The 24,999-nt window shown below is 49.8% G+C and carries 29 protein-coding genes; 13 read left to right on the top strand and 16 right to left on the bottom strand.

Going from position 1 to position 24,999, the window contains the following annotated elements; translation table 11 throughout:
* Positions 1-55 precede the first annotated feature (55 nt).
* The 4 genes from A372_RS0114235 to A372_RS0114220 all read right to left on the bottom strand — a co-directional run bounded on the left by A372_RS0114235 (position 56) and on the right by A372_RS0114220 (position 2,897).
* On the bottom strand, positions 56-1,294 hold the full coding sequence (locus tag A372_RS0114235) for an FAD-dependent oxidoreductase (RefSeq protein WP_019421535.1): 1,239 nt from the start codon (positions 1,292-1,294) through the stop codon (positions 56-58).
* Between the two features lie 61 nt (positions 1,295-1,355).
* On the bottom strand, positions 1,356-1,892 hold the full coding sequence (locus A372_RS0114230; RefSeq protein WP_019421534.1) for a YeeE/YedE thiosulfate transporter family protein: 537 nt from the start codon (positions 1,890-1,892) through the stop codon (positions 1,356-1,358).
* A 15-nt stretch (positions 1,893-1,907) separates the two neighbouring features.
* A complete protein-coding gene (locus A372_RS0114225) occupies positions 1,908-2,135 on the bottom strand; it encodes a sulfurtransferase TusA family protein (protein ID WP_019421533.1) in 228 nt (75 codons plus the stop codon).
* Positions 2,136-2,198: 63 nt separating this feature from the next.
* Positions 2,199-2,897: a YeeE/YedE thiosulfate transporter family protein gene (locus A372_RS0114220; protein WP_019421532.1), complete on the bottom strand. Its 699-nt coding sequence runs from the start codon at positions 2,895-2,897 to the stop codon at positions 2,199-2,201.
* 216 nt (positions 2,898-3,113) lie between these two features.
* Between A372_RS0114220 and A372_RS0114215 the strand changes: the two genes are divergently transcribed.
* Positions 3,114-4,016 carry a LysR family transcriptional regulator gene (locus A372_RS0114215; protein ID WP_019421531.1) on the top strand — a complete coding sequence of 301 codons (903 nt, stop codon included), beginning with the start codon at positions 3,114-3,116 and terminating at the stop codon, positions 4,014-4,016.
* 10 nt (positions 4,017-4,026) lie between these two features.
* Here the strand turns inward: A372_RS0114215 and A372_RS0114210 are convergent, their stop codons facing one another.
* Positions 4,027-4,254 carry a sulfurtransferase TusA family protein gene (locus tag A372_RS0114210; protein WP_019421530.1) on the bottom strand — a complete coding sequence of 76 codons (228 nt, stop codon included), beginning with the start codon at positions 4,252-4,254 and terminating at the stop codon, positions 4,027-4,029.
* A gap of 168 nt (positions 4,255-4,422) precedes the next feature.
* Between A372_RS0114210 and A372_RS0114205 the strand changes: the two genes are divergently transcribed.
* Both A372_RS0114205 and A372_RS0114200 read left to right on the top strand, forming a co-directional pair.
* Positions 4,423-4,677: a hypothetical protein gene (locus A372_RS0114205; RefSeq protein ID WP_019421529.1), complete on the top strand. Its 255-nt coding sequence runs from the start codon at positions 4,423-4,425 to the stop codon at positions 4,675-4,677.
* 262 nt (positions 4,678-4,939) lie between these two features.
* On the top strand, positions 4,940-5,233 hold the full coding sequence (locus A372_RS0114200; RefSeq protein ID WP_019421528.1) for a TFIIB-type zinc ribbon-containing protein: 294 nt from the start codon (positions 4,940-4,942) through the stop codon (positions 5,231-5,233).
* Between the two features lie 256 nt (positions 5,234-5,489).
* Here the strand turns inward: A372_RS0114200 and A372_RS0114195 are convergent, their stop codons facing one another.
* From A372_RS0114195 to A372_RS39290, 3 genes are all read right to left on the bottom strand, one after another.
* The gene (locus A372_RS0114195) at positions 5,490-6,608 is read right to left on the bottom strand and encodes a tetratricopeptide repeat-containing glycosyltransferase family 2 protein (RefSeq protein ID WP_019421527.1); all 1,119 of its coding nucleotides are present in this window, start codon (positions 6,606-6,608) and stop codon (positions 5,490-5,492) included.
* 133 nt (positions 6,609-6,741) lie between these two features.
* Entirely contained in the window at positions 6,742-7,566 is an 825-nt protein-coding gene (locus tag A372_RS38130) for a BclA C-terminal domain-containing protein (protein ID WP_019421526.1), read from the bottom strand.
* Between the two features lie 3 nt (positions 7,567-7,569).
* On the bottom strand, positions 7,570-8,541 hold the full coding sequence (locus tag A372_RS39290) for a hypothetical protein (RefSeq protein WP_443146839.1): 972 nt from the start codon (positions 8,539-8,541) through the stop codon (positions 7,570-7,572).
* Between the two features lie 373 nt (positions 8,542-8,914).
* Between A372_RS39290 and A372_RS0114180 the strand changes: the two genes are divergently transcribed.
* The 6 genes from A372_RS0114180 to A372_RS0114160 all read left to right on the top strand — a co-directional run bounded on the left by A372_RS0114180 (position 8,915) and on the right by A372_RS0114160 (position 12,765).
* Positions 8,915-9,850: a bile acid:sodium symporter family protein gene (locus tag A372_RS0114180; protein ID WP_036704258.1), complete on the top strand. Its 936-nt coding sequence runs from the start codon at positions 8,915-8,917 to the stop codon at positions 9,848-9,850.
* Positions 9,851-9,900: 50 nt separating this feature from the next.
* Positions 9,901-10,161: a YqkE family protein gene (locus tag A372_RS0114175; protein WP_019421523.1), complete on the top strand. Its 261-nt coding sequence runs from the start codon at positions 9,901-9,903 to the stop codon at positions 10,159-10,161.
* Positions 10,162-10,377: 216 nt separating this feature from the next.
* Positions 10,378-10,593, top strand: coding sequence for a hypothetical protein (locus tag A372_RS0114170; RefSeq protein ID WP_019421522.1), 216 nt, complete (start codon positions 10,378-10,380; stop codon positions 10,591-10,593).
* On the top strand, positions 10,578-10,841 hold the full coding sequence (locus tag A372_RS39560) for a CPBP family intramembrane glutamic endopeptidase (protein WP_083858852.1): 264 nt from the start codon (positions 10,578-10,580) through the stop codon (positions 10,839-10,841). The genes A372_RS0114170 and A372_RS39560 overlap by 16 nt, the downstream gene beginning before the upstream one ends.
* Positions 10,842-10,994: 153 nt before the next feature.
* Positions 10,995-11,828 carry a MerR family transcriptional regulator gene (locus A372_RS0114165; protein WP_019421521.1) on the top strand — a complete coding sequence of 278 codons (834 nt, stop codon included), beginning with the start codon at positions 10,995-10,997 and terminating at the stop codon, positions 11,826-11,828.
* A gap of 430 nt (positions 11,829-12,258) precedes the next feature.
* Positions 12,259-12,765, top strand: a complete 507-nt coding sequence (locus tag A372_RS0114160; protein ID WP_026011070.1) for a GNAT family N-acetyltransferase — start codon at positions 12,259-12,261, stop codon at positions 12,763-12,765.
* A gap of 22 nt (positions 12,766-12,787) precedes the next feature.
* On the opposite strand, the gene A372_RS35485 is transcribed toward A372_RS0114160, so the two are convergent.
* The gene (locus tag A372_RS35485; RefSeq protein ID WP_019421519.1) at positions 12,788-13,312 is read right to left on the bottom strand and encodes a helix-turn-helix domain-containing protein; all 525 of its coding nucleotides are present in this window, start codon (positions 13,310-13,312) and stop codon (positions 12,788-12,790) included.
* Positions 13,313-13,545: 233 nt separating this feature from the next.
* Between A372_RS35485 and A372_RS33940 the strand changes: the two genes are divergently transcribed.
* The 3 genes from A372_RS33940 (at position 13,546) to A372_RS0114140 (ending at position 16,231) form a co-directional block, all read left to right on the top strand.
* Entirely contained in the window at positions 13,546-13,761 is a 216-nt protein-coding gene (locus tag A372_RS33940; RefSeq protein WP_019421518.1) for a hypothetical protein, read from the top strand.
* 98 nt (positions 13,762-13,859) lie between these two features.
* On the top strand, positions 13,860-14,522 hold the full coding sequence (locus A372_RS0114145) for a GTP pyrophosphokinase (RefSeq protein WP_019421517.1): 663 nt from the start codon (positions 13,860-13,862) through the stop codon (positions 14,520-14,522).
* Between the two features lie 98 nt (positions 14,523-14,620).
* Positions 14,621-16,231 carry an S-layer homology domain-containing protein gene (locus A372_RS0114140; protein ID WP_019421516.1) on the top strand — a complete coding sequence of 537 codons (1,611 nt, stop codon included), beginning with the start codon at positions 14,621-14,623 and terminating at the stop codon, positions 16,229-16,231.
* Positions 16,232-16,437: 206 nt separating this feature from the next.
* Here the strand turns inward: A372_RS0114140 and nikR are convergent, their stop codons facing one another.
* From nikR to A372_RS0114105, 7 genes are all read right to left on the bottom strand, one after another.
* On the bottom strand, positions 16,438-16,863 hold the full coding sequence (gene nikR / locus A372_RS0114135) for a nickel-responsive transcriptional regulator NikR (RefSeq protein ID WP_019421515.1): 426 nt from the start codon (positions 16,861-16,863) through the stop codon (positions 16,438-16,440).
* Positions 16,864-16,996: 133 nt separating this feature from the next.
* Positions 16,997-18,592: an ABC transporter substrate-binding protein gene (locus A372_RS0114130; RefSeq protein ID WP_019421514.1), complete on the bottom strand. Its 1,596-nt coding sequence runs from the start codon at positions 18,590-18,592 to the stop codon at positions 16,997-16,999.
* The gene (gene nikE / locus A372_RS0114125; RefSeq protein ID WP_019421513.1) at positions 18,589-20,208 is read right to left on the bottom strand and encodes a nickel ABC transporter ATP-binding protein NikE; all 1,620 of its coding nucleotides are present in this window, start codon (positions 20,206-20,208) and stop codon (positions 18,589-18,591) included. Before nikE ends, A372_RS0114130 begins: the two co-directional genes overlap by 4 nt.
* A gap of 98 nt (positions 20,209-20,306) precedes the next feature.
* The gene (locus tag A372_RS0114120; RefSeq protein ID WP_019421512.1) at positions 20,307-21,131 is read right to left on the bottom strand and encodes an ABC transporter permease; all 825 of its coding nucleotides are present in this window, start codon (positions 21,129-21,131) and stop codon (positions 20,307-20,309) included.
* Complete coding sequence (locus tag A372_RS0114115; protein ID WP_019421511.1) at positions 21,128-22,105, bottom strand: ABC transporter permease; 978 nt, start codon at positions 22,103-22,105, stop codon at positions 21,128-21,130. The genes A372_RS0114120 and A372_RS0114115 overlap by 4 nt, the downstream gene beginning before the upstream one ends.
* Before the next feature lie 703 nt (positions 22,106-22,808).
* Entirely contained in the window at positions 22,809-22,940 is a 132-nt protein-coding gene (locus A372_RS39555) for a hypothetical protein (protein WP_443146838.1), read from the bottom strand.
* 32 nt (positions 22,941-22,972) lie between these two features.
* The gene (locus A372_RS0114105) at positions 22,973-23,362 is read right to left on the bottom strand and encodes an IS3 family transposase (RefSeq protein WP_157259558.1); all 390 of its coding nucleotides are present in this window, start codon (positions 23,360-23,362) and stop codon (positions 22,973-22,975) included.
* Between the two features lie 436 nt (positions 23,363-23,798).
* On the opposite strand from A372_RS0114105, the gene A372_RS0114100 reads away from it, so the two are divergent.
* A complete protein-coding gene (locus tag A372_RS0114100) occupies positions 23,799-24,974 on the top strand; it encodes an IS110 family transposase (RefSeq protein ID WP_019421508.1) in 1,176 nt (391 codons plus the stop codon).
* Positions 24,975-24,999 lie beyond the last annotated feature (25 nt).

The raw sequence follows: 24,999 nt of genomic DNA, 5'->3' as shown, positions 1-24,999 counted from the left end.
CCGCCCTCTTTGCAGAGAGAGCGGTCGATCGATTGTGCCAATTGACATGACATCCTTATGACTTCACTAAATCCTTGGCGATTGCTTCAAAGTCGGCGTTTCCGCCTTCAAGTTGATAGATCTGAATTACTTTGCCGTCCCGCATAGCCAGAATGGCAGGAGATCCCCTATGTCCGAGCCTTTCCGCGAGAGTGGCTCCTTTATAAATATCGATGGCGATGACCTTGAGCTGATTGTTCCATTGCGCTTTGACTTTATCCAGCTCGGGCAACAAATCGCGGCATGCCGCATCCCGCGGGTCCCAGCAAAATACGAGCGCGGGCAGCTCTTTCTGCAGGATCTCGGTTTCAAAATAATCGTTCTCTTCAATGTACCGCTCGGCAGCCACCCCTGCGATAGCTCCGTCACCAACAGCGGTTGCGACTTGTCTTAACCATTTATTCCGCACGTCGCCTACGGCAAAAATACCGGAAACGTTCGTTTCCATCTGTTCATTGGTGTGGATGTAACCTTGCGGAGTCAAATCGATCAACTCTTTGAATAGCTCCGTATTAGGAACATAGCCGATGAACAAGAAGCAGCCATCGACGTCAACCGGAATGGATTCATTCGTTTTGACATTTCGCAGAATGACCTTTTCAAGTGAATCATTTCCCGCGAACTGATCCACTACCGTATTCCAAATAAAATTCATTTTAGGATTTTGCAGCGCTTTCTCCTGGGCAATCTTGTTGGCATCCATGACGCCTTCATCGTGGATGACGGACACCGTTACTGTGCGAGCGAACTTTGTCAGGAACAGACCTTCCTCAATCGCAGCATCGCCACTGCCGACAATGAGCACATGCTGGTCGGTGTACCGCGCAGCGTCGCATGTGGCGCAGAACGAAATGCCTTTATCGTACAGAAAATCCTGCTCTCCTGTCGCACCGGTCAGGCGAGGCTTGCCGCCTGTAGCAATAATGACGGCTTTTGCCTTGTAGTCGGTCCGATAGGTTTGAACGATTTTCACAGTTCCTTCATCTACGATGCCTTTGACATCGGTCAGCTTGATTTTGACGCCGAATCTTTTCGCTTGTTTTTCGAATTGCTTCATGAGATCGATGCCGGTGCTGCCGTCTGGGAAGCCGGGATAGTTCTCAATTTCATTCGTATAGGTAGCAAGCCCGCCCATCAACGTCTTTTCGATGAGCAATGTTTTAAGTCGTGCGCGGCCGCAGTAGATGGCAGCAGTCATGCCGCCCGCACCGCCGCCAATAATGACGATATCATACTCTTCTGTCCGTTTTTCCATGTGTAGCCCGCCTTTACATGGATAAAAAGCAGGAATCCCTGCTTTTATCCGCATTATATGATCACATCAAAAACTTCACGAGAATTTTGCTGCCGATCCAGGCGCCGATGAAAATGAACACGGCATATAACCAGCCATGCAGCGAAAGGGAAGCAATCCCGCTGAAAAAAGCGCCAATGTTGCAGCCGAATGCGATGCGGGCGCCATAGCCCATAATCAATCCGCCCCCAAGAGCAGAGGCGACCTGTTTCCAAGACTTGATTTTTTTAATTTTAAATTGGGAAGCCGCCAATGCCGCAAACAGCGCTCCGACAATGATGCCGATATTCATGACAGACCCGCTGTGAGTCAGGAAGTTTTTGGCCTGATTCGCCGCATTGTTTGGAATCTGAAAGTAGTCCCAGCCGGACGGGTCGATTCCGACCGCATCCATAATCCAGGTCCCCCAATAGACAAACGTAGTTGTGACACCCCAAGGCTTGCCTTGTACAATAAACAAGCAAACATTGAGCAATCCGAGCAAAATACCGCCAACCCAATACGGCCAAGCATTTTTAAAAATGACTTTATATACCGGGTGGTTTTGAATTTTATCCAAGGGAGAGCCCTCCTCTTACTTGTTCAGTTCAATGATAACTTCCCATTCGCCTTCATCTACTTCTTCCAACTCAACAGGGTAGCCTTCTTTACGTGCCCATTCGGGAACGTTCTTCATCGCACAGCTGTGATCAATCTCTACGATAAGGACATCGCCTTTGTTTAATTCTTTCAATTTCTTTTGTGTTTTTAACAAAGGAACCGGACAAGCTTCTCCCATACAATCCAATCTTACTTCTGCCATGATAAATGACCTCCGTTTGTGTAGTTATATAATGAAATAATGATGTTAACCGCGGAAACACCTTTACGAATCTAACTTGCGCTTGCTGAACGAGTCAGCCACCCAATATAACAGACCAAGCACCAGAAGCTGTAAAAATACGGCGCCTCCCCAGCCTAAATAATCGGGCAACCAGATCGTTGGTGATTTTTGAAAAAAGTTGCTGTCCCAGAACGTATAGTCTTTAATGCCCCATACAGATCCGGCTACAAAGCCAATAATGGTAATCCATTGCATCGTAAAACCTTCGCCCATACGCATCAACGTCCCCGAAGCACATCCGCCAGCGATAACCATCCCAATGCCGAATAGCGTTGCGCCAATCATAATATGAATACCGGCAGGGTGAATATTTCCGGGAATGTTGGCTGGGTCAGCGAGAGATGCGCTATATTGAATAGCTGCAAAACCAGCCGTAGCGATGGCAAACGCGATAATGACCGCTTTTGAAATCGAGGTGCTTCCGGTCAAGACTGGATCACGCAGCGATGCAGTAAAGCAGAATCGAGTCTTTTGCAACACGAAGCCAAACGCAATGCCAAATATCCAGGAGATCGACAGGTTGTCACTTTTTCTGGCGAAGAGGATGCCAGCGATCACAATCATGACAAGCGCGATAGCAGCGTACGGAATTTGTGATTTTTTGCGTTTCTTTTGCGGTCTTGCACCTGTTCTAGCGGATGGCGTTGCATCTGTTGCTGTGGAAGCAGCGATCTTTGCCACAAGATTCTCTCCTTCTCTGATGTGATTGTTTTCACATATCTAAACAAACCGGTTTGTTTTATAATTAGAGTATAAGCGAGAACTTCGGTAAGCGGTCATAACAAACGCTTATTAGCTATAAGAAGTCTTTATAGCAAGCGCTCGTGGCAGGATGCATTCATCCATTAAGGAGCACATCATGATTCAGAGCATTCATCATTTGCAGGTGGTGATCAGATGAATACGGAAGCCTTGTACGCATATTATGAGACACTTCAAATGAAGAGCATTTCCAAAGCTGCGCAAAAATTGCATATGTCCCAACCGGCCCTCAGCATGCAGCTGCAGACGCTGGAGCGAGAATTAGGGTATACGCTGCTCCATCGAACGAATCGAGGCGTAACGGCAACGGAAGAGGGGCAGATCGTGTTTGAATATGCCAAAAACGTGTTGGAACTGCTCGATGATATGGATAATAAGCTAAAGAAGCATGCCGAGTTGAAGTATAGCCAGATTTTGCTGGGGACATGCCCCACATTGGCAGAATATTTAATACCGTGCAGCTTGTACAGCTTCAAAGAAAAGTACCCGCATACGTGCATCGATCAGAAAACGGTTGCTTCCCGTGAAGTTATTGAAAGCTTGAAAAATCATACGATCCAAATTGGACTCATCAACGGCACTAGTAAAAATCCAGAGATCGTATGCCACGAGCTATTTACGAGTGACATTCATCTGGTGATGTCCGCCAAGCGAAGCTTTGTCGATAAGGAATGGATCCAACCGGAAGAGCTATATAGGCTGCCTTTTGTGTTGCCGACGAAGAGCAGTCGTACGCGTTCGCTATTGCAACAAGAGCTGCATCCATTCGGGATTGATGTGAACCAACTGCAGACCAAATTAGAATTTGATTACTTGGAATCCATCAAATCATTAGTCGTCTCAGGGAAGGGCATGGCCTTTTTACCTTACATGGCGATTAAAAAAGAACTGTATACAGACATGCTCAAAGTCATTCGCATCGAAGGAATGGATTTGAAGTGGCGCTGTTCCCTCATTCACTTGGCCAAAAAGCAGCTGCATCAGACAGAGAAAGAATTCATCCGGTTTCTTACTTCTAAGGAAAGAGGATTTTGTTAGAGACACGGAATCATTCCTTTTTTCTAATGGTCACCTCCCATATGCCGATCATCACTTCCGCGGATTGAATCGTATGCGTTTTCTTGGAAAAAGAGGAGCGGATATTGCTTTCCACACAGCTATGATCGGTAATGAGGATGAGGGTGTCCGCTGGAGTCATGTTTTTTAAAGCGATTTGGCTTTTAGCTACAGGAATAGGACACATCTCTCCCAACATGTCCAATCGGATGATAGCCATAATTCTCACCGCCTTTTGCGTTCTATATGACCCAATGTACCATGGATCTACCGCCGATGAAGTGACGTCCAACACTCGTTGCGATTAAGCTGTGTGCCATAGGGGTAACGTATTGATACTCTGGTAAAAAATCTGCTTACGGCGGGATGCAGGAGAGGCGGCGCAAAGATGTCGAATGTTGCATATATCATCATCTGGACTGTATTGTTGTTCTTTCCGTTAGCAGCGGCCATAAAGCGGTATTGGCCCGCATTTGTCATTTATGCTGTGGCATGCGCTATTTTTTTGGCTCAAATGTTGCAGAACCATGGCGGTTGGGATGACTTGGCTGACGCTGCAACGCTATTAACTGTAATAGGCCCTTTCTATGTTGTCGGTTCGATCGTATGGCTCATCACCTATTTTAAGAGAATACGGAAGTAGTTTACATATCTGTGATTGACATTCAGATTAAGCAATTCTATAATGTGGATAATTGAATAGCGCTTCTGTGTAGAAGGGGAGTAGCTACTACAGTAAAGTCGTCAATTCGGGTGCATGCCCCGGCTTTATTGGCAACGTATTTCGTTGTAAGCAAGACCTTTGCCAGCAATAGGTGAAGGATTTTATGTGAATTATAAAAGACCTTTGCCAATTGCTTGGCAGAGGTCTTTTTCAGTCTTAACGATAAATGGAGGGATATTCGATGAATTGTCCAATTTGCAACGATGTCCGCATGCGTGAAGTTGAAAAAGAGGGCGTAGTGATTGATGTATGTCCAGATTGCAAGGGAGTATGGCTGGATAGAGGCGAGCTGGAGAAGCTTATGTCTGACGTAAGGGAAGAACGTAAAGTGTTCAATGAGTGGTATGATGACCGTGACCGACGTCCGCACAAGTCAGATTATCCTCATCATAACCCGAATGCCGGATACCCGCCGCACTATAAGGAGAAAAGAAAGAAAAGCGTCCTGGATCGCCTTGGAGACATATTCGATTGAAAAGGTTCCTCCCGCATTACTCCTGTTGTTAAGGAAATGGGCAGTTAGCCTATCTCCTTGGCATCAGGATTTTTGTTTTGGCCGGTGGGGGTTACCACATATTCCGAAGCAATCGCTTAGAAACAGCCAAATCCACTGGACAAACTACAGTCTAGATGTCGTTCAGCCGCCAAACCGCATATGTTGCTGTATATTTTCCAGTGGAGCTGCTGCGACCTGACCTTTTGGAACCACAGGGCGGGCCCTTGCCTATTAGTTACTTTGTCTCTACAGATGCAACGCTCTCCATTGATACGGGCTTTGCTTCCGCGAGAACGTTCTGCAAGTACTGTTGGTTATGAAGCATTCTCTCATCGTGAGGTCGATATCGAAGCGCCATTTCGTTATGGGCATAGGCCAACTCGTGCTGTCCTTTACGGTCATAGCAGACGCACAGCTGCAAATGGGGGAGCCATGTCGAGCAGGCAACATTCGTAAAGCCCAAATTTTCCTTTGGTTGATCCAGATTGGCGGCGACATTGTACCAAAAAATCGATGAGTCTACCTCATTTCGCTGTAAAAAGTAATATCCGAGTCGACAGCAAAATTCTGCGCGCGGTGCAGCGTATCGAAAGGAACACAGCGTGCATTCCAATTCCCGCTCGGTGTCGTCCAGCGCATGGTAGCAGTCCGCCATCTTGCCGCAGGAGGACAGAACATCCTCGATCCAGCCCTGACCCGTTGCCAGAAACTTTTCATAATAATCGATGGCCTTTAGGTATCTCCCATGATCCTTCAACTCATTGGCGAAATAGTACAAGTCCCGCGGTGACAGCGATTCCCCGCGGGCCAACGCTGCTTCATAAATTCGTATGTTCCGATCACTATCGTGTTGGACGCTGGCATGGGTAACGGCGATATCGCTGTTTACGATGTTGCCCCAGACTTCAAGGTATTCGTGCACTTTGCCTATCCATCGGAACTCGTTAGCTCTCTTGACGAGCCGATTGCGCCGGTTGCGTGCAGTCACATTTCCGAATTCGTCAAAAGCCAAATGATATTCCATCGTGACGGAATCAATTGTTGGATCAAGCGTGCATTTGAACGCAGACAGCTTCCGACGGTCCCGTTCCCTGAAAATATCATCTGCATCCAGCCATAAAATGTAATCCATCCTCGCTAGGCTGAAGGCGTAATTGCGGGCCGCCGCAAAATCTTCGATCCATGCAAAATCGTAAATTCGATCTGTAAATCGTTGCGCGACCGATTTCGTCTCATCCGTCGAACCGGTGTCAACAATGATGATTTCATCTGCCAAATTGGCAAGTGAGGAGAGGCAGCGCTCAAGCGTGTCCTCTTCATTTCGGACTATCATGCATAAGCTTATGGTTGCCATTCAATCACTCCGTCTCGTATCTTCATCACGTCTTAAATATACATATTCTATTCGTTCGACTATGTACCTCAATAATGGATATGTATGTAAAACAAAAAGCCGTGCAGACAAGGAACTGCACGGCTAGGCATGACTAACTCAAACGAATAATGGTCAAGGCGGCTCCAGCGCTGTTGTTTATCAGCGTAGCAGCTCCCAGCAATCCAAACAGCTGAAGAGTAATAGTAGATCCCGCCGTTAATGTGACGATGATGTCGTTGTTGAAGCTGGACAACGATAATATAGGCACGATGGTTGAAGCTACATTGGCGGCTCCATTGATAAGCAGTCGCGAACTGACCAGTAATGCAGCGGTCAGATTGATTTGATAGGTAATATAGTACCTTCCTGCTGTAGATACCGTAAACGTGTCGTTTGCGGCATTGACGGTAATGCCGGCTCCGATATTTTGAGCGTTCGGGAGCGGGATGTTGGTGCCGCCTAGAAGGACAGCGATGATGCTGCCCGATGTGTTCGCTGCAAAAGAGGAGGTGGCCGTGGTGCCGGTACCGGTGGCTCCGGTAGCACCTGTGGCACCCGTAACGCCCGTGGCTCCGGTATCGCCAGTGGCTCCTGTAGCACCCGTGGCTCCGGTAGAGCCAGTAGCACCCGTGGTGCCCGTAACACCTGTGGCTCCGGTAGAGCCAGTAGCACCAGTGGCACCCGTGGTGCCCGTAACGCCAGTGGCTCCGGTAGCCCCCGTGGTGCCCGTAACGCCCGTGTCTCCCGTGGTGCCCGTAACGCCCGTGGCACCCGTATCGCCCGTGGCTCCCGTAGCTCCAGTCGCGCCCGTGGCTCCCGTGGTACCCGTAGCACCAGTGGCTCCTGTTGCGCCCGTGACTCCAGTAGCCCCAGTATCTCCCGTGGTGCCCGTAGAACCAGTGGCTCCCGTGGTTCCGGTAGAACCAGTGGCGCCCATGGCTCAAGTAGCGCCAGTATCTCCCGTGGCTCCGGTAGCACCCGTATCGCCAGTGGCTCCCGTGGTACCCGTAGCACCAGTGGCTCCTGTTGCGCCCGTGACTCCAGTAGCGCCAGTAGCGCCCGTGGCTCCAGTAGTGCCCGTAGCCCCCGTGGTGCCCGTAACGCCCGTGGCACCCGTATCGCCAGTGGCTCCCGTAGTGCCCGTAGCCCCCGTGGTGCCCGTAGCCCCCGTGGCTCCTGTAGCCCCCGTGGCACCTGTGGTGCCCGTAGCACCAGTAGCGCCCGTGGCTCCAGTAGCCCCAGTATCTCCCGTGGTGCCCGTAGCTCCCGTGGCTCCAGTACCGCCAGTGGTGCCCGTAACACCAGTGGCTCCGGTAGAGCCAGTAGCACCAGTGGCACCAGTGGCACCCGTATCGCCCGTATCGCCCGTATCGCCCGTAACGCCAGTGGCTCCCGTGATGCCTGTAGCACCAGTGGCACCAGTGGCACCCGTAGCTCCCGTGGTTCCGGTAGCACCCGTGGCTCCCGTATCGCCTGTGGCTCCTGTAGCACCAGTGGCCCCGGTATCGCCCGTCGCACCAGTAGCGCCCGTGGCCCCCGTGGCTCCGGTAGCACCTGTGGCCCCCGTGGCTCCGGTAGCACCTGTGGTCCCCGTGGCACCCGTATCGCCAGTGGCTCCAGTAGCGCCAGTAGCACCAGTGGCTCCAGTAGCCCCAGTATCTCCCGTGGCACCCGTATCGCCAGTATCTCCCGTGGTGCCCGTAACGCCCGTAACGCCCGTCGCTCCTGCAGCGCCAGTAGCACCTGTGGTACCCGTATCGCCCGTGGCTCCAGTAGCACCCGTGGCTCCAGTCGCGCCCGAAGCCCCTGAATCTCCAGTGGCCCCCGTCGCGCCGGTAGAGCCCGTAACCCCCGTCGCCCCAGTAGGTCCCGTCGGCCCATTATTTGGTGGAACAGGTGGAGGCGGAAATATGTTTGGACAGCTTTGCGGAGGAAAGATGGAAGCAGGAAGTGCATTTAGAGGTTTGAATTTGTCGAAGGTCATAAATACACTCCTTTTCCTGAATAGGTCGAACCAAACTTATGTTGTAATGGCCGTCATTAGGTCGGCCTGGGTATATTTTTCCTATCATCAATGTATGTATATGTTTGGGAAGGGAACAGGGTAACGACCCACTATGTTCATGATTGGGTTATGAATCTATCGATCATTTATATGGAATCTAGTGGACAGTTGTTGAGTGGTTGAGGAGCAGAGCCTATCTATTATCGGGAAGGACGTCAATTCTTTCTGGAAATTATTTTTTTCATCTCTTATAATAAAGTTTAAAACTAAAATTCAGGAGATGGAACGATTGGAGAAAGTCAGTCAGTTTGTGGGGAAAACGTTTGCGATTTGGGTTATATTATTTGCATGTCTTGCTTTCTATTTTCCGGATTCATTCAAATGGTTGGGTACGTACATAACCCCGTTACTGGGCATTATTATGTTCGGTATGGGCTTAACCGTCTCTCCTGCCGATTTCAAAGAGGTATTTCGCAGACCAAAGGATGTTGCCATCGGCGTCATCGGACAGTTCATCATTATGCCGCTGCTCGCATTTGCTCTGGCGAAAGGCCTGCAGCTGCCGCCTGAGATCGCAGTAGGGGTTATCTTGGTTGGCTGCTGCCCGGGGGGGACCTCGTCCAATGTCATGACATATCTTGCGAAGGGTGACGTGCCGCTCTCTGTAACGGTCACTTCCATTACGACATTATTAGCTCCCATTGTTACCCCTGGTCTCATTCTTTTGTTTGCCAGTCAATGGGTGCCGATTAATGCGACGTCATTGCTATGGTCCATTTTGCAAATCGTCATTATTCCGATTATTTTGGGCTTCATATTCAAAACATTTCTGCGCAAGCCGGCTGAAATGGGGGTCAAAGCGCTCCCATTGATATCCACCATTGCCATTGTCGCGATTGTAGCAGCGGTTGTAGCGGGCAGCCAGCAAAAGATCGCAGAGACGGGATTAATCATCTTTGCCGTCGTTATTCTGCACAACGGACTAGGCCTATTGCTCGGATATTTATTCGGAAAGATGCTTGGACTCGATATGGCGAGCCGCAAAGCGGTCTCCATTGAAGTAGGCATGCAGAATTCCGGTTTGGGCGCAGCTATTGCCAGCGCTCATTTTTCGCCGCTATCTGCCGTTCCGAGCGCTATTTTTAGTGTATGGCATAACATATCGGGGCCGATTGTCGCCACCATTTATAGCCGTATGAAAAACAAACCGAAATGAACTGCATAGCTCAAAATATGCTATAATGAGGGGAAATCGAGGTGAGTTCAATGGCGAAAAAAAAGAGACAAGCCGCTGCACCTGCACCGGCTTCAACAGACAAACCAGCCACGTTGAAGGATTTGCTCAGCTCCGACATCCTGGACAAGCTGAAGGCACAGGCGACTGAGCTGAAGGCGGAAGAAGCAAAGCGCAAGGAAGACGAGCGGAAGCAGGCGGAGGAAGTCCGCCATGCCGAACAGAAACGGCTTGATAGCAATTTCGAATACTTGCTGAACAACAGTAAAATGGACTGGAAGAAATATAAATGAACAAAGCGTGCAGCCGATATCGGGTCTGCACGCTTTTGTATTTTGGCCGCAGATCTTCCCCTCTCTACCATCAGGCACCCTCAGAAAGCTTCTCATCTGACCCGTTCGCTCCGTCCCTTTGTTCACAATTTGTACATTGATAGTGACGTTACGTCGTCTTATACAATTGCAAATGTTCATCCCAGATTTTTCATATTGATAGGAGGAATAATATCGATGACGCGAATGCGGCGAAATGAAAGGGGAATTTTGTTGAGCGACAATTCTACGATTCATCATGACTCAGTTAAACATGACAAGGTGCCCTGGAATGTAATCGATTTGCTGCTTATTTTGATTATATGGAGAATAATGCTGACGGATACAATAATGGGGGCTGTTGGGGATCAGTTCGAACATCTAGGACTTAGTCCTGCATTGCCCCGATCGTAGAAGAGATTATAAATCGTGGGGTTATTTACAGGTATCTTCGCTCTCGTTTCGGCGTAGTTGTTGGAGTTGTGATTAGCGGGCTCATTTTTGGGATTGGCCATGCGCCAGAGCTTATGCTCAATGCCACTGTAACTGGTTGCCTTTTTGCTATATTTTACGAAAAAAGGGGCACTTTGTGGATGCCTATTATTCTACATGGGTTGATGAACGCTCTATTGATCATTATTTTTTTCTTCTCGGCGCCTTAAAGGGGATACTTTGCTATAATATACCACGTATGGCTGTCCTCCAAGCAATATAAGGCCCTGTATCATAAAGAGATTAGCCGGGAGGCCGATGGAGATTATGCGAAACGGACAAGGGAACTTGGGCTGGGGAAAAATAAAAACTAGGGATTGAAAGTGACGTCACGTCATCTTAAATTAAGGGATTACATTATTCACCAAAGAAGGTGTTGCGCTACGATTCCGATTCAAGACGTTACCAAACAGACTGGCATAACGGTCCGCACGCTGCGCTATTACGATCAGATCGGGTTGCTGAACCCTTCAGCCAAGACGCCTGGCGGACATCGAATTTATTCTCATGATGATTTGATGAGGCTGAAGCATATTCAATTTTTGAAGCAGATGGGCTTCAGGCTGCAGGAGATAGATGAGATGCTCACCATTCAGGACCGGGATTGGTCCGCCAGTCTGAACAACCAGCTGGCTTATGTATTGGAAGAACAAGAGAAGCTCAAGCAGATGGAGAATTATTTGCGCGAACTGCTGCACAGCATGGCCTTCGAAGGAGAAGCGAAGGGAGCCGCGGTTCGGAAGCTGATTCAGTTGTCAGGCCGCAGTCAGGAAACGCGGAAGAAATACCGCAAGCTACTGTTCGAGGAGCACGAGCAGAAGCTCGTGTCGCGCCTGCCGAAAGTGAACGGAGATGATCCCGACTCGCTGGAATGGATCGGGCTGATTGCACAGCTCCGCAAGAATAGGGATGCCGGACCGGATGCTCCTCAGGTACAGCGGATTGTCAGACGTATATTGGAAAAAACCGACGAATCATTTTCAGGGGAAGATGAATTCCTCGATAAACTGTGGAAAATCCGGAAGTGCCCGGAGCAATCCGCTCAGATCGGGATGTATCCACTGGAGCCTGAACTGCTGGAGCTATTCGAGCAGGCTTATGAAGTCTATCTCACCCGCCAACAAACACAGCATCCAGAGCAGGAGGCGGATTCATAAGCATCGAGCAGCTCCGCTCTGTCGGGGCGCTGTCCCATTTAGATATGGCCCCGCTGTGCTAGATGCGCCGCCATTATACGCTGCTTTTCAGCGAAGAACGGCAGATTGAGCGTCTGCGGTCGCACAGAAGCTGTCTTTCCTGGCGACTACCATGTAATCATGGCGCTGCTGCCGCTTGCGCTGCCTTGGAGTGAATGATAGTATCGCCGGAATCATTCTCGCAGCGAATGGCATGGACAATTTGTAACATGGACATGAAAGCGATGAGCTAATCCCTTTGCTCATCGTTTTTGTTTTGTAAGCATGCATTCTCCAATAGGGAAGGCACATAAAATTATTTCCTTTTGGACATAGATTGGTATACAATTTTAAAATCGGCGGCGATTCACCGCTGTGCCAATCTTGTTGCCTGAAGGACGTGACGCTCGAAATGATAGACAACATTACGATTCGAAATGCTGTAATCAGCGATTTGCCGGCCATTGTCGATATATACAATTCTACCGTGCCAAGCCGTATCGTAACCGCAGATACCAGCCCGGTTACCGTGGAGAGCAGAGAACTATGGTTCCACGAGCATTCGCCTGATTCCAGACCGCTGTGGTGCGTGGAGCAACAAGGGAACCTTTGCGGATGGTTCAGCTTTCAATCTTTTTACGGAAGGCCCGCATATAACGCGACAGCAGAAGTGAGCATCTACATTCATGAACAATATAGAGGGAAAGGGCTCGGCAAATACATGCTCCAGAAAGGCATTGAGGCCTGTCCCTCATTGCAGATCAAAACCTTGCTCGGATTTATATTTGGACATAATGAAGCAAGTCTGTATATGTTTGAGCGCTTCGGATTTGACAGGTGGGCTCATTTACCGAATATCGCTGAGATAGACGGGATAGAGCGTGATTTGATTATCGTCGGAAAAAGAGTCTGCCCGTGACCCGAAATGGTTCCGTTCAGCTTCACAGCTGCTTATCGTCCGGCTTGCCCTCTTCTGGCTTCGTATGCTTCGAATCCGGAAAGAGCACATCCAGCATGGTGAGCGTGCGTTGGCAATCCGCTTCATTCAACAGATGCCCGCGGTAATATACGGGAACATCTCCTTGCAGAACGTCGGCAAGCTCGTAGCATGGCCGCGTCTCTTTGACCGTTCGCTGCTGCGGGTTTCTCCGGGCGTGCGAGCTATAATTCATATCAGAGTCGTTGTCTGCAACGAGAGTGTCTTCCAGCATCTCCGTCAACGAACGGTTATCGTTCCTGTCCATATCCATATATCCGGCGCTGAGCATCAGCTGCTCGTACGAAATGTCGTACACCTGCGCCAGCTTCTTCAACGTGTCGGGTGTAGGCTTCCGTTCCTTTCCCGTTCGCGGATCATATCCTTTTTCAAGACTGCTTAAATAAGTGTGGCTAACCCCCGACTCGCGCTCAATTTCCCTAAGCGACCGCTTGCCGCGCAATTCCCGCAGCAGTGCTCCGATACTCATAACATACCTCCTTGAAAAAAAGTAAAATAACACATGTAAAAATGCAATTCTTGGCTTGCAAACATCATACCACTACGCTATAGTAGTTGCAAAGAACGCTATTCTTGGTTTGCGGGATACACCTCAGAAATTCCTTTCACAGCACCATATAATCCATATGCTATTCCAGAATACCACACTTTGAGGTACAAAACAGTACAATTACGTAAATTACGTAAAGGAGGGAAGGGGAAATGGATATACATCACCTGATACGGTACAGCCAACTGAAGACCGGTCTGTTGGAAGTCGCTTGTCAGCTCGATGACGACGAAGAATACACGAGGGCGATGGCGGTGCACGACTTGACGGAACTATTGGAGCAAGTCATTCTGTTGGAAGCATCGTGCTCGTTTGCAAGTGTTGATTTCCGCGCACATGCACGGACTGTACCGATGTCAGACACATAAAGGCGAGGCGCGTTGTCCTGTTATTTGATATTGCGATTCGATCCGGTTAATCTAGAATTAACGAAAATATTTACATTGGAACATGACGGAGGGGCAACATGATAGACCATACCAATCAATTGATTAACATGATCAACCGGGTCGAGGTGCTCGAGACGCTGCAGAAAAATTGGGGCGGCTTCTTCCGCCAATACCAAATGGCGTTAAACGAGCTGAGAAGCGATTTTCAGATCATCGATTTGGATTGGAGAACAAGACACGGCTATTCACCAATAGAGCATATCAAGGGGCGGATCAAAGAGCCGCTATCCATGTTGAAAAAGATGGAAAGAAAAAACATTCCCTTCACTCAGGAAGCGGTGCAGGAGCAGATACAAGACATAGCGGGCTTGCGCATCGTGACGACGTTTCTCGATGACGTTTACATGATGAAGGAGCATATCGAGCGGCGGGATGATATCCGGGTGCTGCAAGTGAAGGACTACATCGAACACCCGAAGCCAAGCGGCTATAAGAGCTTGCATATGGTCGTACAGACGAAGGTGATTCTGTCGAGCGGCAACTTGTGGGTCCCTGCTGAAATACAACTACGAACCTCATCCATGGATTTCTGGGCCGCGACGGAACATAAACTGAATTATAAATATGAAGGGGGAGACGTGCCGGAGGATGCAAGAAAGCAGTTGGTCGACTTGGCCAAATCCTCTTTCCAGATGGATCAGCAAATGTCTCTGCTTCGCCATCAACTGTTAACATTATAGAGGTAAAAAACAACTTCCAATATTTTATAGTAAACGGGCTTCCTTTTATTTGCTAGGATGATTATATCTATCATTTCTAGTAAAGTGAGGCCAATTCATTGAATTATTTTCGCAAAATACTAATTCTGCTTGCATCAACGGCTCTTTTCTTCACTGCCAGTCTGGTGTGGGGAGAGTCGGGCCGTACACCGTTGCCGTTCGACGATATTGGCAACAGTTATGGACAGAAACAGATTGTAGATTTGTATGAAAGACATATCGTAAACGGAACGGGCCAACGTACCTTCGAGCCGGATAAGCCCATATCGCGCGCGGAGTTTACAGCCATGGTGAACCGTGTGCTGAACGTCAAGCCGGTGGCGAGCGACATTCCCGCATTCGACGATGTTCCTCGGAGTGCATGGTATTACGGAGCTGTACAGGCGGCGCTTCTGCTGCAGGTCATAGATGGAACGGGAGCACGCACGTTTGAGCCGCAGCAGCCTATTACCCGTCAGGAAGCGGCAGCCGTCCTCGTGCGCGCGTTCAAGCAGGCCCGTTCCAAATCCCCGGTGGAACCGACCTTCAAGGATGCGAGTCGCATCGCTGCGTGGGCCGTTCCTTATGTCGGCTCGATGCAGCAGCTCGGCCTAATGAACGGAGATGCCGGGATATTCCGGCCGAACGATCCGTTGACGCGTCAGGAGACTGCAGTCGTCTTGGCAAGAGCGCTGGAGCGTCCGGGCTGGTCGGCAGCGTTGAAGGCGAATCCGCCACAAAGCATCCAGATGGGCTGGCAATACGAGTTGACAACACAGCAATACATCGCTCGTGTCGAGAAGTCCACAGTCAACACGCTATCCCCAAGATGGTATTATCTCGACAAGACACAGACGGTAGCGGATCATACAGATCGTGAGCTTATCGATTGGGCGAAGAAGAATGGCAAGAAAATATGGGCTATGGTAGGCAATGGCTTCAATGCCGATCTGACCCATTCCGTTCTTACCGATCCGAACAAAAGGGATGCCGTTATCGGACAATTGACGACTTATGTCCGCCAATATGGGCTTGACGGATTGAACCTTGATTTCGAGAACGTCTATCCGCAGGATCGGGAGGCGTTCACAGCGTTTGTGTCGAAGCTGGCCGCAGAGCTGCATCTTCTGCAAGCGGTATTGTCTGTCGATGTGTCCCCGGATTTGGGAACAGATTGGACGGCTGCGTTTGATTATGCTGCTTTAGGAACCAATGCCGATTACATCGTGCTTATGGGGTATGACGAGCATTGGGACGGAGCTCCGGCGGCTGGCTCGGTTTCTTCGCTGCCATGGCTGCAGCGTGGTATCGATAAGCTCATTACTATGATTCCGTCTGAAAAACTAATCGTGGGCTTGCCGCTGTATACGCGTGATTGGTCTTTGAAGCAGAGCGGCACAACAGCGCAGGATCTTACTCTAGCCGAGCAAGGAAACATACTTCGTGCGCACAAACCCAAGATGGCATGGGATGCCAACATAGGCCAGTATACAGCAGATTATATGCAACAGGGCGTGCCTCATCGCATCTGGACAGAGGATAGCCGTTCACTTTCCGTGAAATCCGAGCTTGCGGAACAGAGGAATATAGCCGGATTCGCTTATTGGTCCGTCGGATCGGAAACCATTGATATATGGGACGCTTTACGCAATCATATGAAGTTTTCATCTTATTCTTTTTCAGCAAAATGAGGAAAAAATGAAAGCAGGTAGGGATACCTCCTTTGTCGTGCCTGACAGGTTCAGGTCCGCTCAAGGGAGGTATTTTTTACGCAAGTTGAGTAACAAAGCAGATTTCGGATCTGCAAAAGTGTAAAAATTGTTCAAAAACAGGCCCAGGGGCGAGGACAACAAAGCCCCTTGCCTGAAGCAGGGGGCTTGCCGGATATACATATTTATTATGAATGAGGTTCATCAATGGGAGCCACTGTGAATTTTCCGTATTTGACACCTTTTAAACTGATGATCTGATCGCTCAGCACTTTAAGTTCCTTGGCTTTCCCTTTGACAACGATGAGCTCGAGGCAGTTACTCGGATCCAAGTGGAAATGGGTCGTCGCCAGGATGAGATCATGCATCTCATGCTGAAGATTGGATAACTCATCAAGGAGATTCCGGTGATGGTGGTTATAGAACAGCAATATGCTGCCAGCTACCACTTTGTCGTCATCTTCAAGGAATTCCTTGACCAGGGCGTCACGGACCAAGTCACGGACCGCTTCGGATCGATTCTCATACCCTTTTGCTTTAATTGTCTCATCAAACTTTTCTAGCAGCTTGCCATCCATGGAAACGCCAAACCGTTTTAAATTGGAATCATTCATGACGCACCTCATAAAACAACTTTTTATAATAACTCTACCATAAATACGGCAAAAGCGGAATTTAGGTATGAAAATAGAGGCGTTCGTATCTAAAAGCTGATACGCATGATGGCTAATTCCCCGATGATACCGATTATTTCACAGTCCACTCTTCAATGTTCCACAGTACGCCGGCGCCGTGGTGCCCCAACGGGCGATTGCCGACTCCGCTTATTTTTTTGCTGACGCCATACAAGGCATCAACGTAGACAAGGAAATTGAAGGCAGGATCCTTCCGCAGCTCGCGCTGGAATTCGGCATACAGATCTTTACGTTTGTCGCGCTCCGGTTCGATCCGCGCTTCGGTCAGCCTCTTATCGACCTTGTCATTACGGTATGCGCCGTAATTGTACAATCCGGTCTCAATCTGGCTGCTGTGGAATACGCGATACGTATGGTCGTCAGGATCAAATTCACTGCCCCATGCGATCATGAACGCGTCGATCTTGTCGAATTGAATCGCGCTCCAATCCAGCGGTTTCGGGTTGACGGAAATGCCGAGCGGCTTCAACTGGGTGCGAACCGCATTGGCTAACGCCACACGGACCGTATCTGTCGCTGGCGAGACCAAGTCGAACTCGAATCGTGTGCCGTCCTTCACGAGAACGCCGTCTGCGCCTGGCTTCCAGCCCGCCTTCTCCAGCAACGCTCTTGCTTCTTCGGGACGAAGCTCCGCCCCTTCCGGAGCCGGATCATTTGCCCAAGATTTCTGCAGCGGGCCGTATGCTGGTTGGCCTTTGCCGAACAGCACGCCCTGCACTAAGGCTTCGCGATCCAAGGCAGCGCTCATCGCCAGGCGGACTTGGGGATCTTGGAACAACGGGTTGCGGAAATTGTACAGAATGCCGCGGTAATCGACCGTTGTCATCTGAAGCGCGATGAACGGATCGGTATCCTTCACGCTGCCTTCTTGGTTGAGCTCCATGTAGGCTAAGTCGATCTCACCTGTCTTCAATTGCATCAGCCGTGTATTCGGGTCCGTTACGGGCCGGATAATCATCTCGTCGATCTGCGGCTTCGTGCCGTGGAACTTGTCATTACGGACGAGAACAATCGACTGATCCGTCTTCCATTCTTTCAATTTGAATGGTCCGTTCCCGACAGGCTTGCGGTTGAATTCCGCCGTGTTGATCTCTTTGCCTTCCAATAGATGCTTAGGAAGCAGACCGAGCTTCAGCTTGTTCAAGAGCGGCGGAAACGGATCCTTCAACGTAATTTTCACCTTGTGCGGCTCAAGCACCTCGACCCGGTCGATCTCGTTAAAGTCGCTTTGAATCGGGGAATTTGTTGCCGGATTGAGCAGCGTGTCGAGTGTGAACTTGACATCTTCAGCCGTAAGCGGGTTCCCGTCCTCCCATGCGACATCTTCCCGCAGCACAAATGTATATTCCCGCTGATCGGTAGAGACCGTCCATTCCTTAGCAATGTCCGGAGCAACCTCGTTATCGGAGGTTGGCTTCGTCAGACCGCGGAATAGGAGCGTATCGACATCCTGATCGCCGTTCAATACCGGATTGATCATCTCAACTTCGCTTTCCGTGCCGAATACGATCGTTTTCGGCGCTGCTGCTGACTGTGCAGCAGGAACGGATCCTGCCTGATCGCCAGATTGCGTTGAAGAACAGCCTAACATGGCAAGCAGACTTGCAATAGAGAACAACGCCAGCAGCAATTTGCATGTTTTCGTCATGTGCATATAACTCCTTTAGTAATTTTTTTGTTCGAACTGTGGGCAAAGCCAGGAATCGCCGCCAGCAGCCGCTTCGTGTAAGGATGGTCGGAATGCGGAAGCAGAGCCGCTGGAAGCTGCTCGATAATCTCCCCCTGACGCATAACCATGACGCGATGACACAGCAGCATAGCGGCACGGACATCATGGGTGATGAAGAGCATGGCCGTTCCTTGTCTTTCATTCATGTGCCGGAGAAGTGCAAGCATCTGTCTTTGCTGGGTCATATCCAGACTAGCGAAGGGTTCATCAAGAATGAGCAGACGCGGCTGAACAATCGAGGCGCGGGCCAGCGCAACTCTCTGCCGCATGCCGCCAGACAATTGGCGGGGATATGTACCAGCGAATTCCTCGCCGAGTCCGACGCTGTTGAGTGCGTGCTTGATGCGGGCGCGAGTCTCGTCTTGCGAGAGCTTGCAACCATAATCCAATCCTTCTCCGACGATTTGGGCGACGGTCCAGCGCGGGTCGAAGGAGGCAAGCGGGTCTTGATGAACCCACTGTACGGAACGCCGCGGCTCTGTCTTGCTGCACCAGCAGATGGATCCGCTGTCTGGTGTATCAAGCTGGAGCAGCAGACGCGACAAGGTGCTCTTGCCGCTGCCGCTCTCTCCGATGAGTCCCAACAATTCCGCTTCGCCGATCTGGAATGATGCGTTTCGCACGGCGTTTATCTGGCTTTTGGCTTTGCTCCAGCCACGATGGGCACGATACGATTTGCTTACATCCCGCACTTTAACGATGCTGCCGGATCCGATAGCCAGGCTTGCTTGATTCGACGCCGATAACGAAGCATAGTCAGCGAGCAGTGCTTTTGTATGTGAATGAGCAGGTCGGGTCATGATGTCCAGCTTCGATCCGGACTCGACGATCTCACCATGCTGCATGACGAGAACCTCATCCGCAATCTCGTCGACGACGCCCAGATCATGCGTAATGAAGAGGACACTTGCTCCGGTACGGCGATTCCAGCGCGAAATTAATCGCAGGATGTCAGCCTGTATGGGCATGTCCAAGGCGGTCGTAGGCTCGTCCGCGATAAGAAGCTTCGGCTCAGGAGCGAGCGCCAATCCGAGCTGGATGCGCTGCCGCATCCCGCCGGACAATTCGTGCGGATAGGCCCGATAGACGCGGTCCGGGTCGGGAAATTGCATTTCCCCGAGCAGCTGGAGAGCCCGTTCCTTCGCTTCGGATTTCGACAGCTTCGCATGTACGGCATACAGCTCTTGAAAATGGCTGCCGACTCTGTACAGCGGATCGAAGGTTCCGAACGTATCTTGAAAGACGATGCCGACTTGGCCCCCTCGGTACGATTGCAGCAGATGCTCCGACCACGTTCGTATGTCCTCCCCTTCGAACAGGATCGTGCCTGAACTTACATACGCTTCCTGTGGCAACATTCCCAACAGGGCTTGGGCAGTCAGGCTTTTCCCCGAACCGCTTTCGCCGATGAGAGCCGTCACCCTGCCTCGCAGAAGTGAGAAGGACAACTGTTTCAATACATCCTTCTTCATGGCACCGTCGTCAAAGGAAAGCGTGAGTCCATTCACACGCAGTAAATCGATCTCGGTAGGCATGTTCCTTTCCTCCTTCTTCGGGAATGCTTCCGATGCAGTTTTCTTACGAATACTTGTGCTTCTCGATACTGAAAGGCACTTTTTTGAACACGTGCTCTTCATTTCTTCGGATTGAATTGCGGGCTGCCATAGCGGTTCTGAAGCCAATCACCGAGGAAGGTAATAGCCAGCACCGTCAACACGATGCACGCTCCGGGGAAGGCGACTGCCCACCAGGCGCCTGTCAGCAGATGATTTTGTGCGCCTACGAGCATGTTCCCCCACGAAGCTTCATGCGGCGGGATACCGAGGCCTAGAAAGCTAAGCGTCGATTCGGACAAAATGGCATGGCCGACGCCGCTCGCCGACATGACCAGTATCGTCGGCAAGGAATGCGGAACCAAGTGGCGGACGAACAGCCGATAAGGCGAAGCGCCGACAACGATTGATGCTTGAATGAATACTTCTTCCTTGCGCTCGAACATTTCGGTACGGATGAGGCGGGCAAGCGACATCCAGCCCGTCAGGCCGATGACGAGGACGACTGTGAGCAGACCGGGGGAGAGGATGGCTTGTACTCCAATCATGATAAGCAAGCTCGGGATGCTGAGCAGCGTATCCAGAAGCCGCATCATGATCCGGTCGATCCAGCCGCCGCAGTATCCGCTTACGGTACCGTAGACGACACCGACGACGAGCGACACGAGCATAGCGGCGAATCCGACAGAGAGCGATACTCTCGCGCCGTACAACAAGCGAGTGAACACGTCGCGCCCCATCTCGTCCGTACCCATCAGATGCTCTGGCCGCGGCGGCTGCAGAATGGATCCCAGATTGACATCAACCGGGTCGTGCCCGGTTGCATACGGTGCGGCGAACGAGAGCAGAAGCAAGAGACATAGATAGGCGCAGGCGGTGACAGCCAGCCATTTCGTCAGTTTCATGAAGCTGCTCCTTCCTTTACAAGCTGCCGCCGGATGCGCGGATTGAACCAGGCGCAGAACAGATCGATAAGCAAGCTGCCGATAATGACAACGAACGTGCCGAGCAGAATTGCGGCGATGAGTACCGGATAGTCTCGCGTCAGCGCCGATTTCAAGGACAGCATGCCAAGACCAGGCCAAGAAAACAGCGTTTCAATGACGACGGAACCAGCCATTGTCAACGATAATGACATCCCGATATACGTAAGAAACGGCAGTGCTGAATTAGGTGCGATGTGACGGGTTACGATACGCAGGTAAGGAACGCCACGGGCTTCGAGCGCACGCACGAAGTCCTTTTCCTTTGTTATAAGGACATGATTTCGTAAAAGGCGTATGTAATAACCGATGTATGATAAGGACAGAACGAGTGCGGGAAGCGTAATGTGGCGGAGCCACTCGCCGAATCCTCCATGCGGGTTTCCCATGCCTGCGATGGGGAACCAACCGAAATACAGAGAGAACACGAGCATGAACAGCAACGCTTGATAAAATGCGGGCATGGACATCAATAAGTAACTGAAGACGGTTACAACAACATCAGTCTTGGAAGCATGCCTGAGCCCGGTGTAGGTTCCAAGCAGCAGAGAGGTGAGCACGGTAAGGAACGTCCCTGTCAGCATCAACTGCACGGTGGGGCCGACCGCATTATAAATGATGGTGCTGACGGGTTCCCCATTCAGATAGGAGCGTCCGAGTTCGCCGTGCATCACACCTTCGAGCCATTTGGTGTACTGGATGTGAAGCGGTTCATCCAATCCGAGATTGTCGCGGATGCGCAGCTGATCGGCAGGTGTCATCTTCTGGATGTTATCGCCATATAGAGCCATCGCCGGATCGCCGGGCAACAGGCGGATAAAGATGAAGACGATTACGCTGACGATCAGCAGCACGACTGCAGCCTCGCCAATTCGTGACAATACAAATCGAAGCACAACATCCTCTCCCAAGCCGTTAGTGGTATCACGAATTACACAATCTGTAACACTATAGCATGGTGTTACGAGTTAGTAAATATGTGATACTGTATAAATTTTCATATTGTGCGTTTTTTTTATGAAATAGTAGGGGAGCTATATAAATTGAACGAAAGAAAGATCACATTTCCATTCAATAACGATACGCTGCCAAGTACTTCTCTCCATTCTCCCACTCGTTCAGAAGGGGCATCCCTCCGTAGCTTCTTAGACGATGCAGCAACATCACCTTTAGATCACACCGCCTAGCGCCTGAGATAGGCGGGAATCTTTGTTTACTGATCGAAGGGGAGAGTGATCGGAAGCGCCGAACGGATAAGGAGGTATTATATCCATTTCCATTTTGAACACGTAAACGAAGGAATCACTGACGTACTGTTCCGTCGGATTTCATCTAAATGGTTTCCAATTAAAAGGACAGATTTCAGCCTCTGACGAGACAGGCTGTTGGACGATTTCCAGGAGAAAATCCGACGAATACTGCCTTTGTACAGTTGTTTTGCAAAATACCACCATTTTCGGCGTTTGAACTGCAAATGTGGAGTTCAAAGCAAGGGAATCGGTCCGACCCCCTAATTATGGAGAACTGGGCAGATAATCAATTGCGATCGTAGAATAGCTTGTTTTTTCAAAGAATCGCTTCAATTTAAGAAACTCACACTTAGACCGCCACTGCGAATTTACCAGCATCAACAGTGCCATCCTCAACACCCTTTAGAAAGGCGATCGGCGATCGCTTTTTTAAGCTTCTATGCATCTTGCGGTTATTATAAAATTCCATATGATCATCTATAGCTTGAAACGCCTCCTGGAACGTATCAAACGTTACTTTACTAAGCAGGTCGCGTGGCCCTGTAATATCCGGCTTATCTTGCGGTCGAATACGTCAATCATATCCGCAACAAAAAAGAATTGGTCACGACCAGCTACGCACCCATATTTAATATCAAGTTGCCACAGTTGGTTCGGGCCGGTAATGTTGTGATTTCGGGCCAATCTTCTCGGATGATGGACAATTTTACGTCGTTGGGGTTGCAGAATATCCAATTCATCACACAGTCGATATACCTTTTTGTGGTTAATGATCAACTGATGCTGATCGCGTAAACATTGCGTCAATAGGTAGTACCCGTAGATATGTTCCTCTCCAGCTATGAGTTCCATGAGCCATTCCTTCGTTTGTTCGTCGTTGGCACGCATCCCGTCTTGGGTCAAGGAGTATCCAGGTCTGGGGCGTCCTCTACGAACGTGGGTATCCGCAGCATTCGAGACTCTACGGTTCTTTGCCTGACGAGCATAATATGTGGAAGACGCTACACCCGCCATACGTAATACAGTAGCTGCCGGATTCCCCTGCCTGATGAACGTCTGGGCAACGTTTAGTTTTTCATCGAGGCAGGGTTCTTCGTATTATGAGGTCAACCAGAGATTTCTGGCTGACCTCTTTTTATATATGCTATATGATGGCGGTAGTCGGGAGAATGTAGGGGGATTTAGGGGCAAGTACCCCGTATTTGAAAACTGTTCTCCCTCCTGTTCCTAATTACCATGTTTGAGCTGGTAGAAACACAGATCTCGTATCACAAGCGAAGCTATGGGGTTAGAACCATCGCAGGAGTACGACAATTGATCTGTTTAGAAAGGAGTCATTATGGAACCAGTCGTTGGCTTGGATGTTTCAAAAGGTATAAGTACGCTACAAGCCTTTATTCATCGTAATGAGTCGTATGGAAAGTTGGTAACTATCTTGCACACACGGGAAGGCTTGGAGCAATTGCATCACTTATTGCTAACTCTAAAAGAGCGGGCCGGAGCTGATCCAATTGTTATTCTCGAAGCAACCGGCCACTATCACCGAGGGCTAACAGCTTTCCTAGACAGGAATGAACACCGTTATATAATGGTTAATCCATTACAATCAAAACGCGCCAAAAACACAAAACTCAGAAAGGTAAAAACAGATGCAACTGATGCCTGGCATTTGGCGGAAATGTACTATCGAGAGGAGGTAATGCCACATCGTGAACAGAATGAACCGCTGATCGAGTTGCAACACTTGACCCGTCAACATGAGTTCATTACGTCACTCTACGTACAGGCTAAGCTCAATACCCAAGCATTGCTAGATCAGGTGTTTCCAACATTCACTCAGGTCTTTTGTGATGTTTATAGCAAGTCATCACTGTTTGTGTTGCAACAATGTCTTAATCAACCAGATCAACCAGAGGATGCGATCCGAAAAATACCTGGAAGGTCTCACGGAGAAGCATGGATTCAGAAGAAGATCGACCTTCTGACAAATGCGATCAAACAAAATCCTATTGAGCATCCGAGCAAAACGCTAGTAGTCGCTGTGAGGAGTATGGTTGTCCTGTTGTTGCAGTTTCAAGAACAGTTGAGTGTTTTGGAGCAACAAATCGAGGAGACAACCGTAGTGCTGCCAGAGGTTGCGCTGCTAAAGACAATATCAGGGATAGGGGATAAGTTGTCTGACACTATTGCAGCGGAGTTTGGGGACGTCACGCAATTTCGGCATGCTAAGCAACTCATTGCTTATGCTGGATTAGACCCAAGCGTGTTCAGTTCAGGCAAATTTACAGCGTCAAGCAACCGGATTACAAAACGTGGTTCAAAGCGGCTGAGACGTGCGATGTATTTAGCAGTACTATGTGGACTTAGAGGCAATAATACAAGGATTCAGGAATTTTACGAAAAGAAAAAGAAGGAAGGCAAGCCCTACAAGGTGGCAGTGATCGCTTGCGCCAACAAGCTACTTCATCACATACATGCCATTCTTGTTAAGGGCCAGCCCTATTGTCTAAGCTAAACATCTGATTATACAAAAAACCAAA

Source organism: Paenibacillus sp. OSY-SE (genome assembly GCF_000283315.1).
Classification (GTDB): domain Bacteria; phylum Bacillota; class Bacilli; order Paenibacillales; family Paenibacillaceae; genus Paenibacillus_B; species Paenibacillus_B profundus.
Note: the sequence above shows the minus strand (reverse complement) of the source record. Positions and strands in the feature narration are given on the sequence as shown.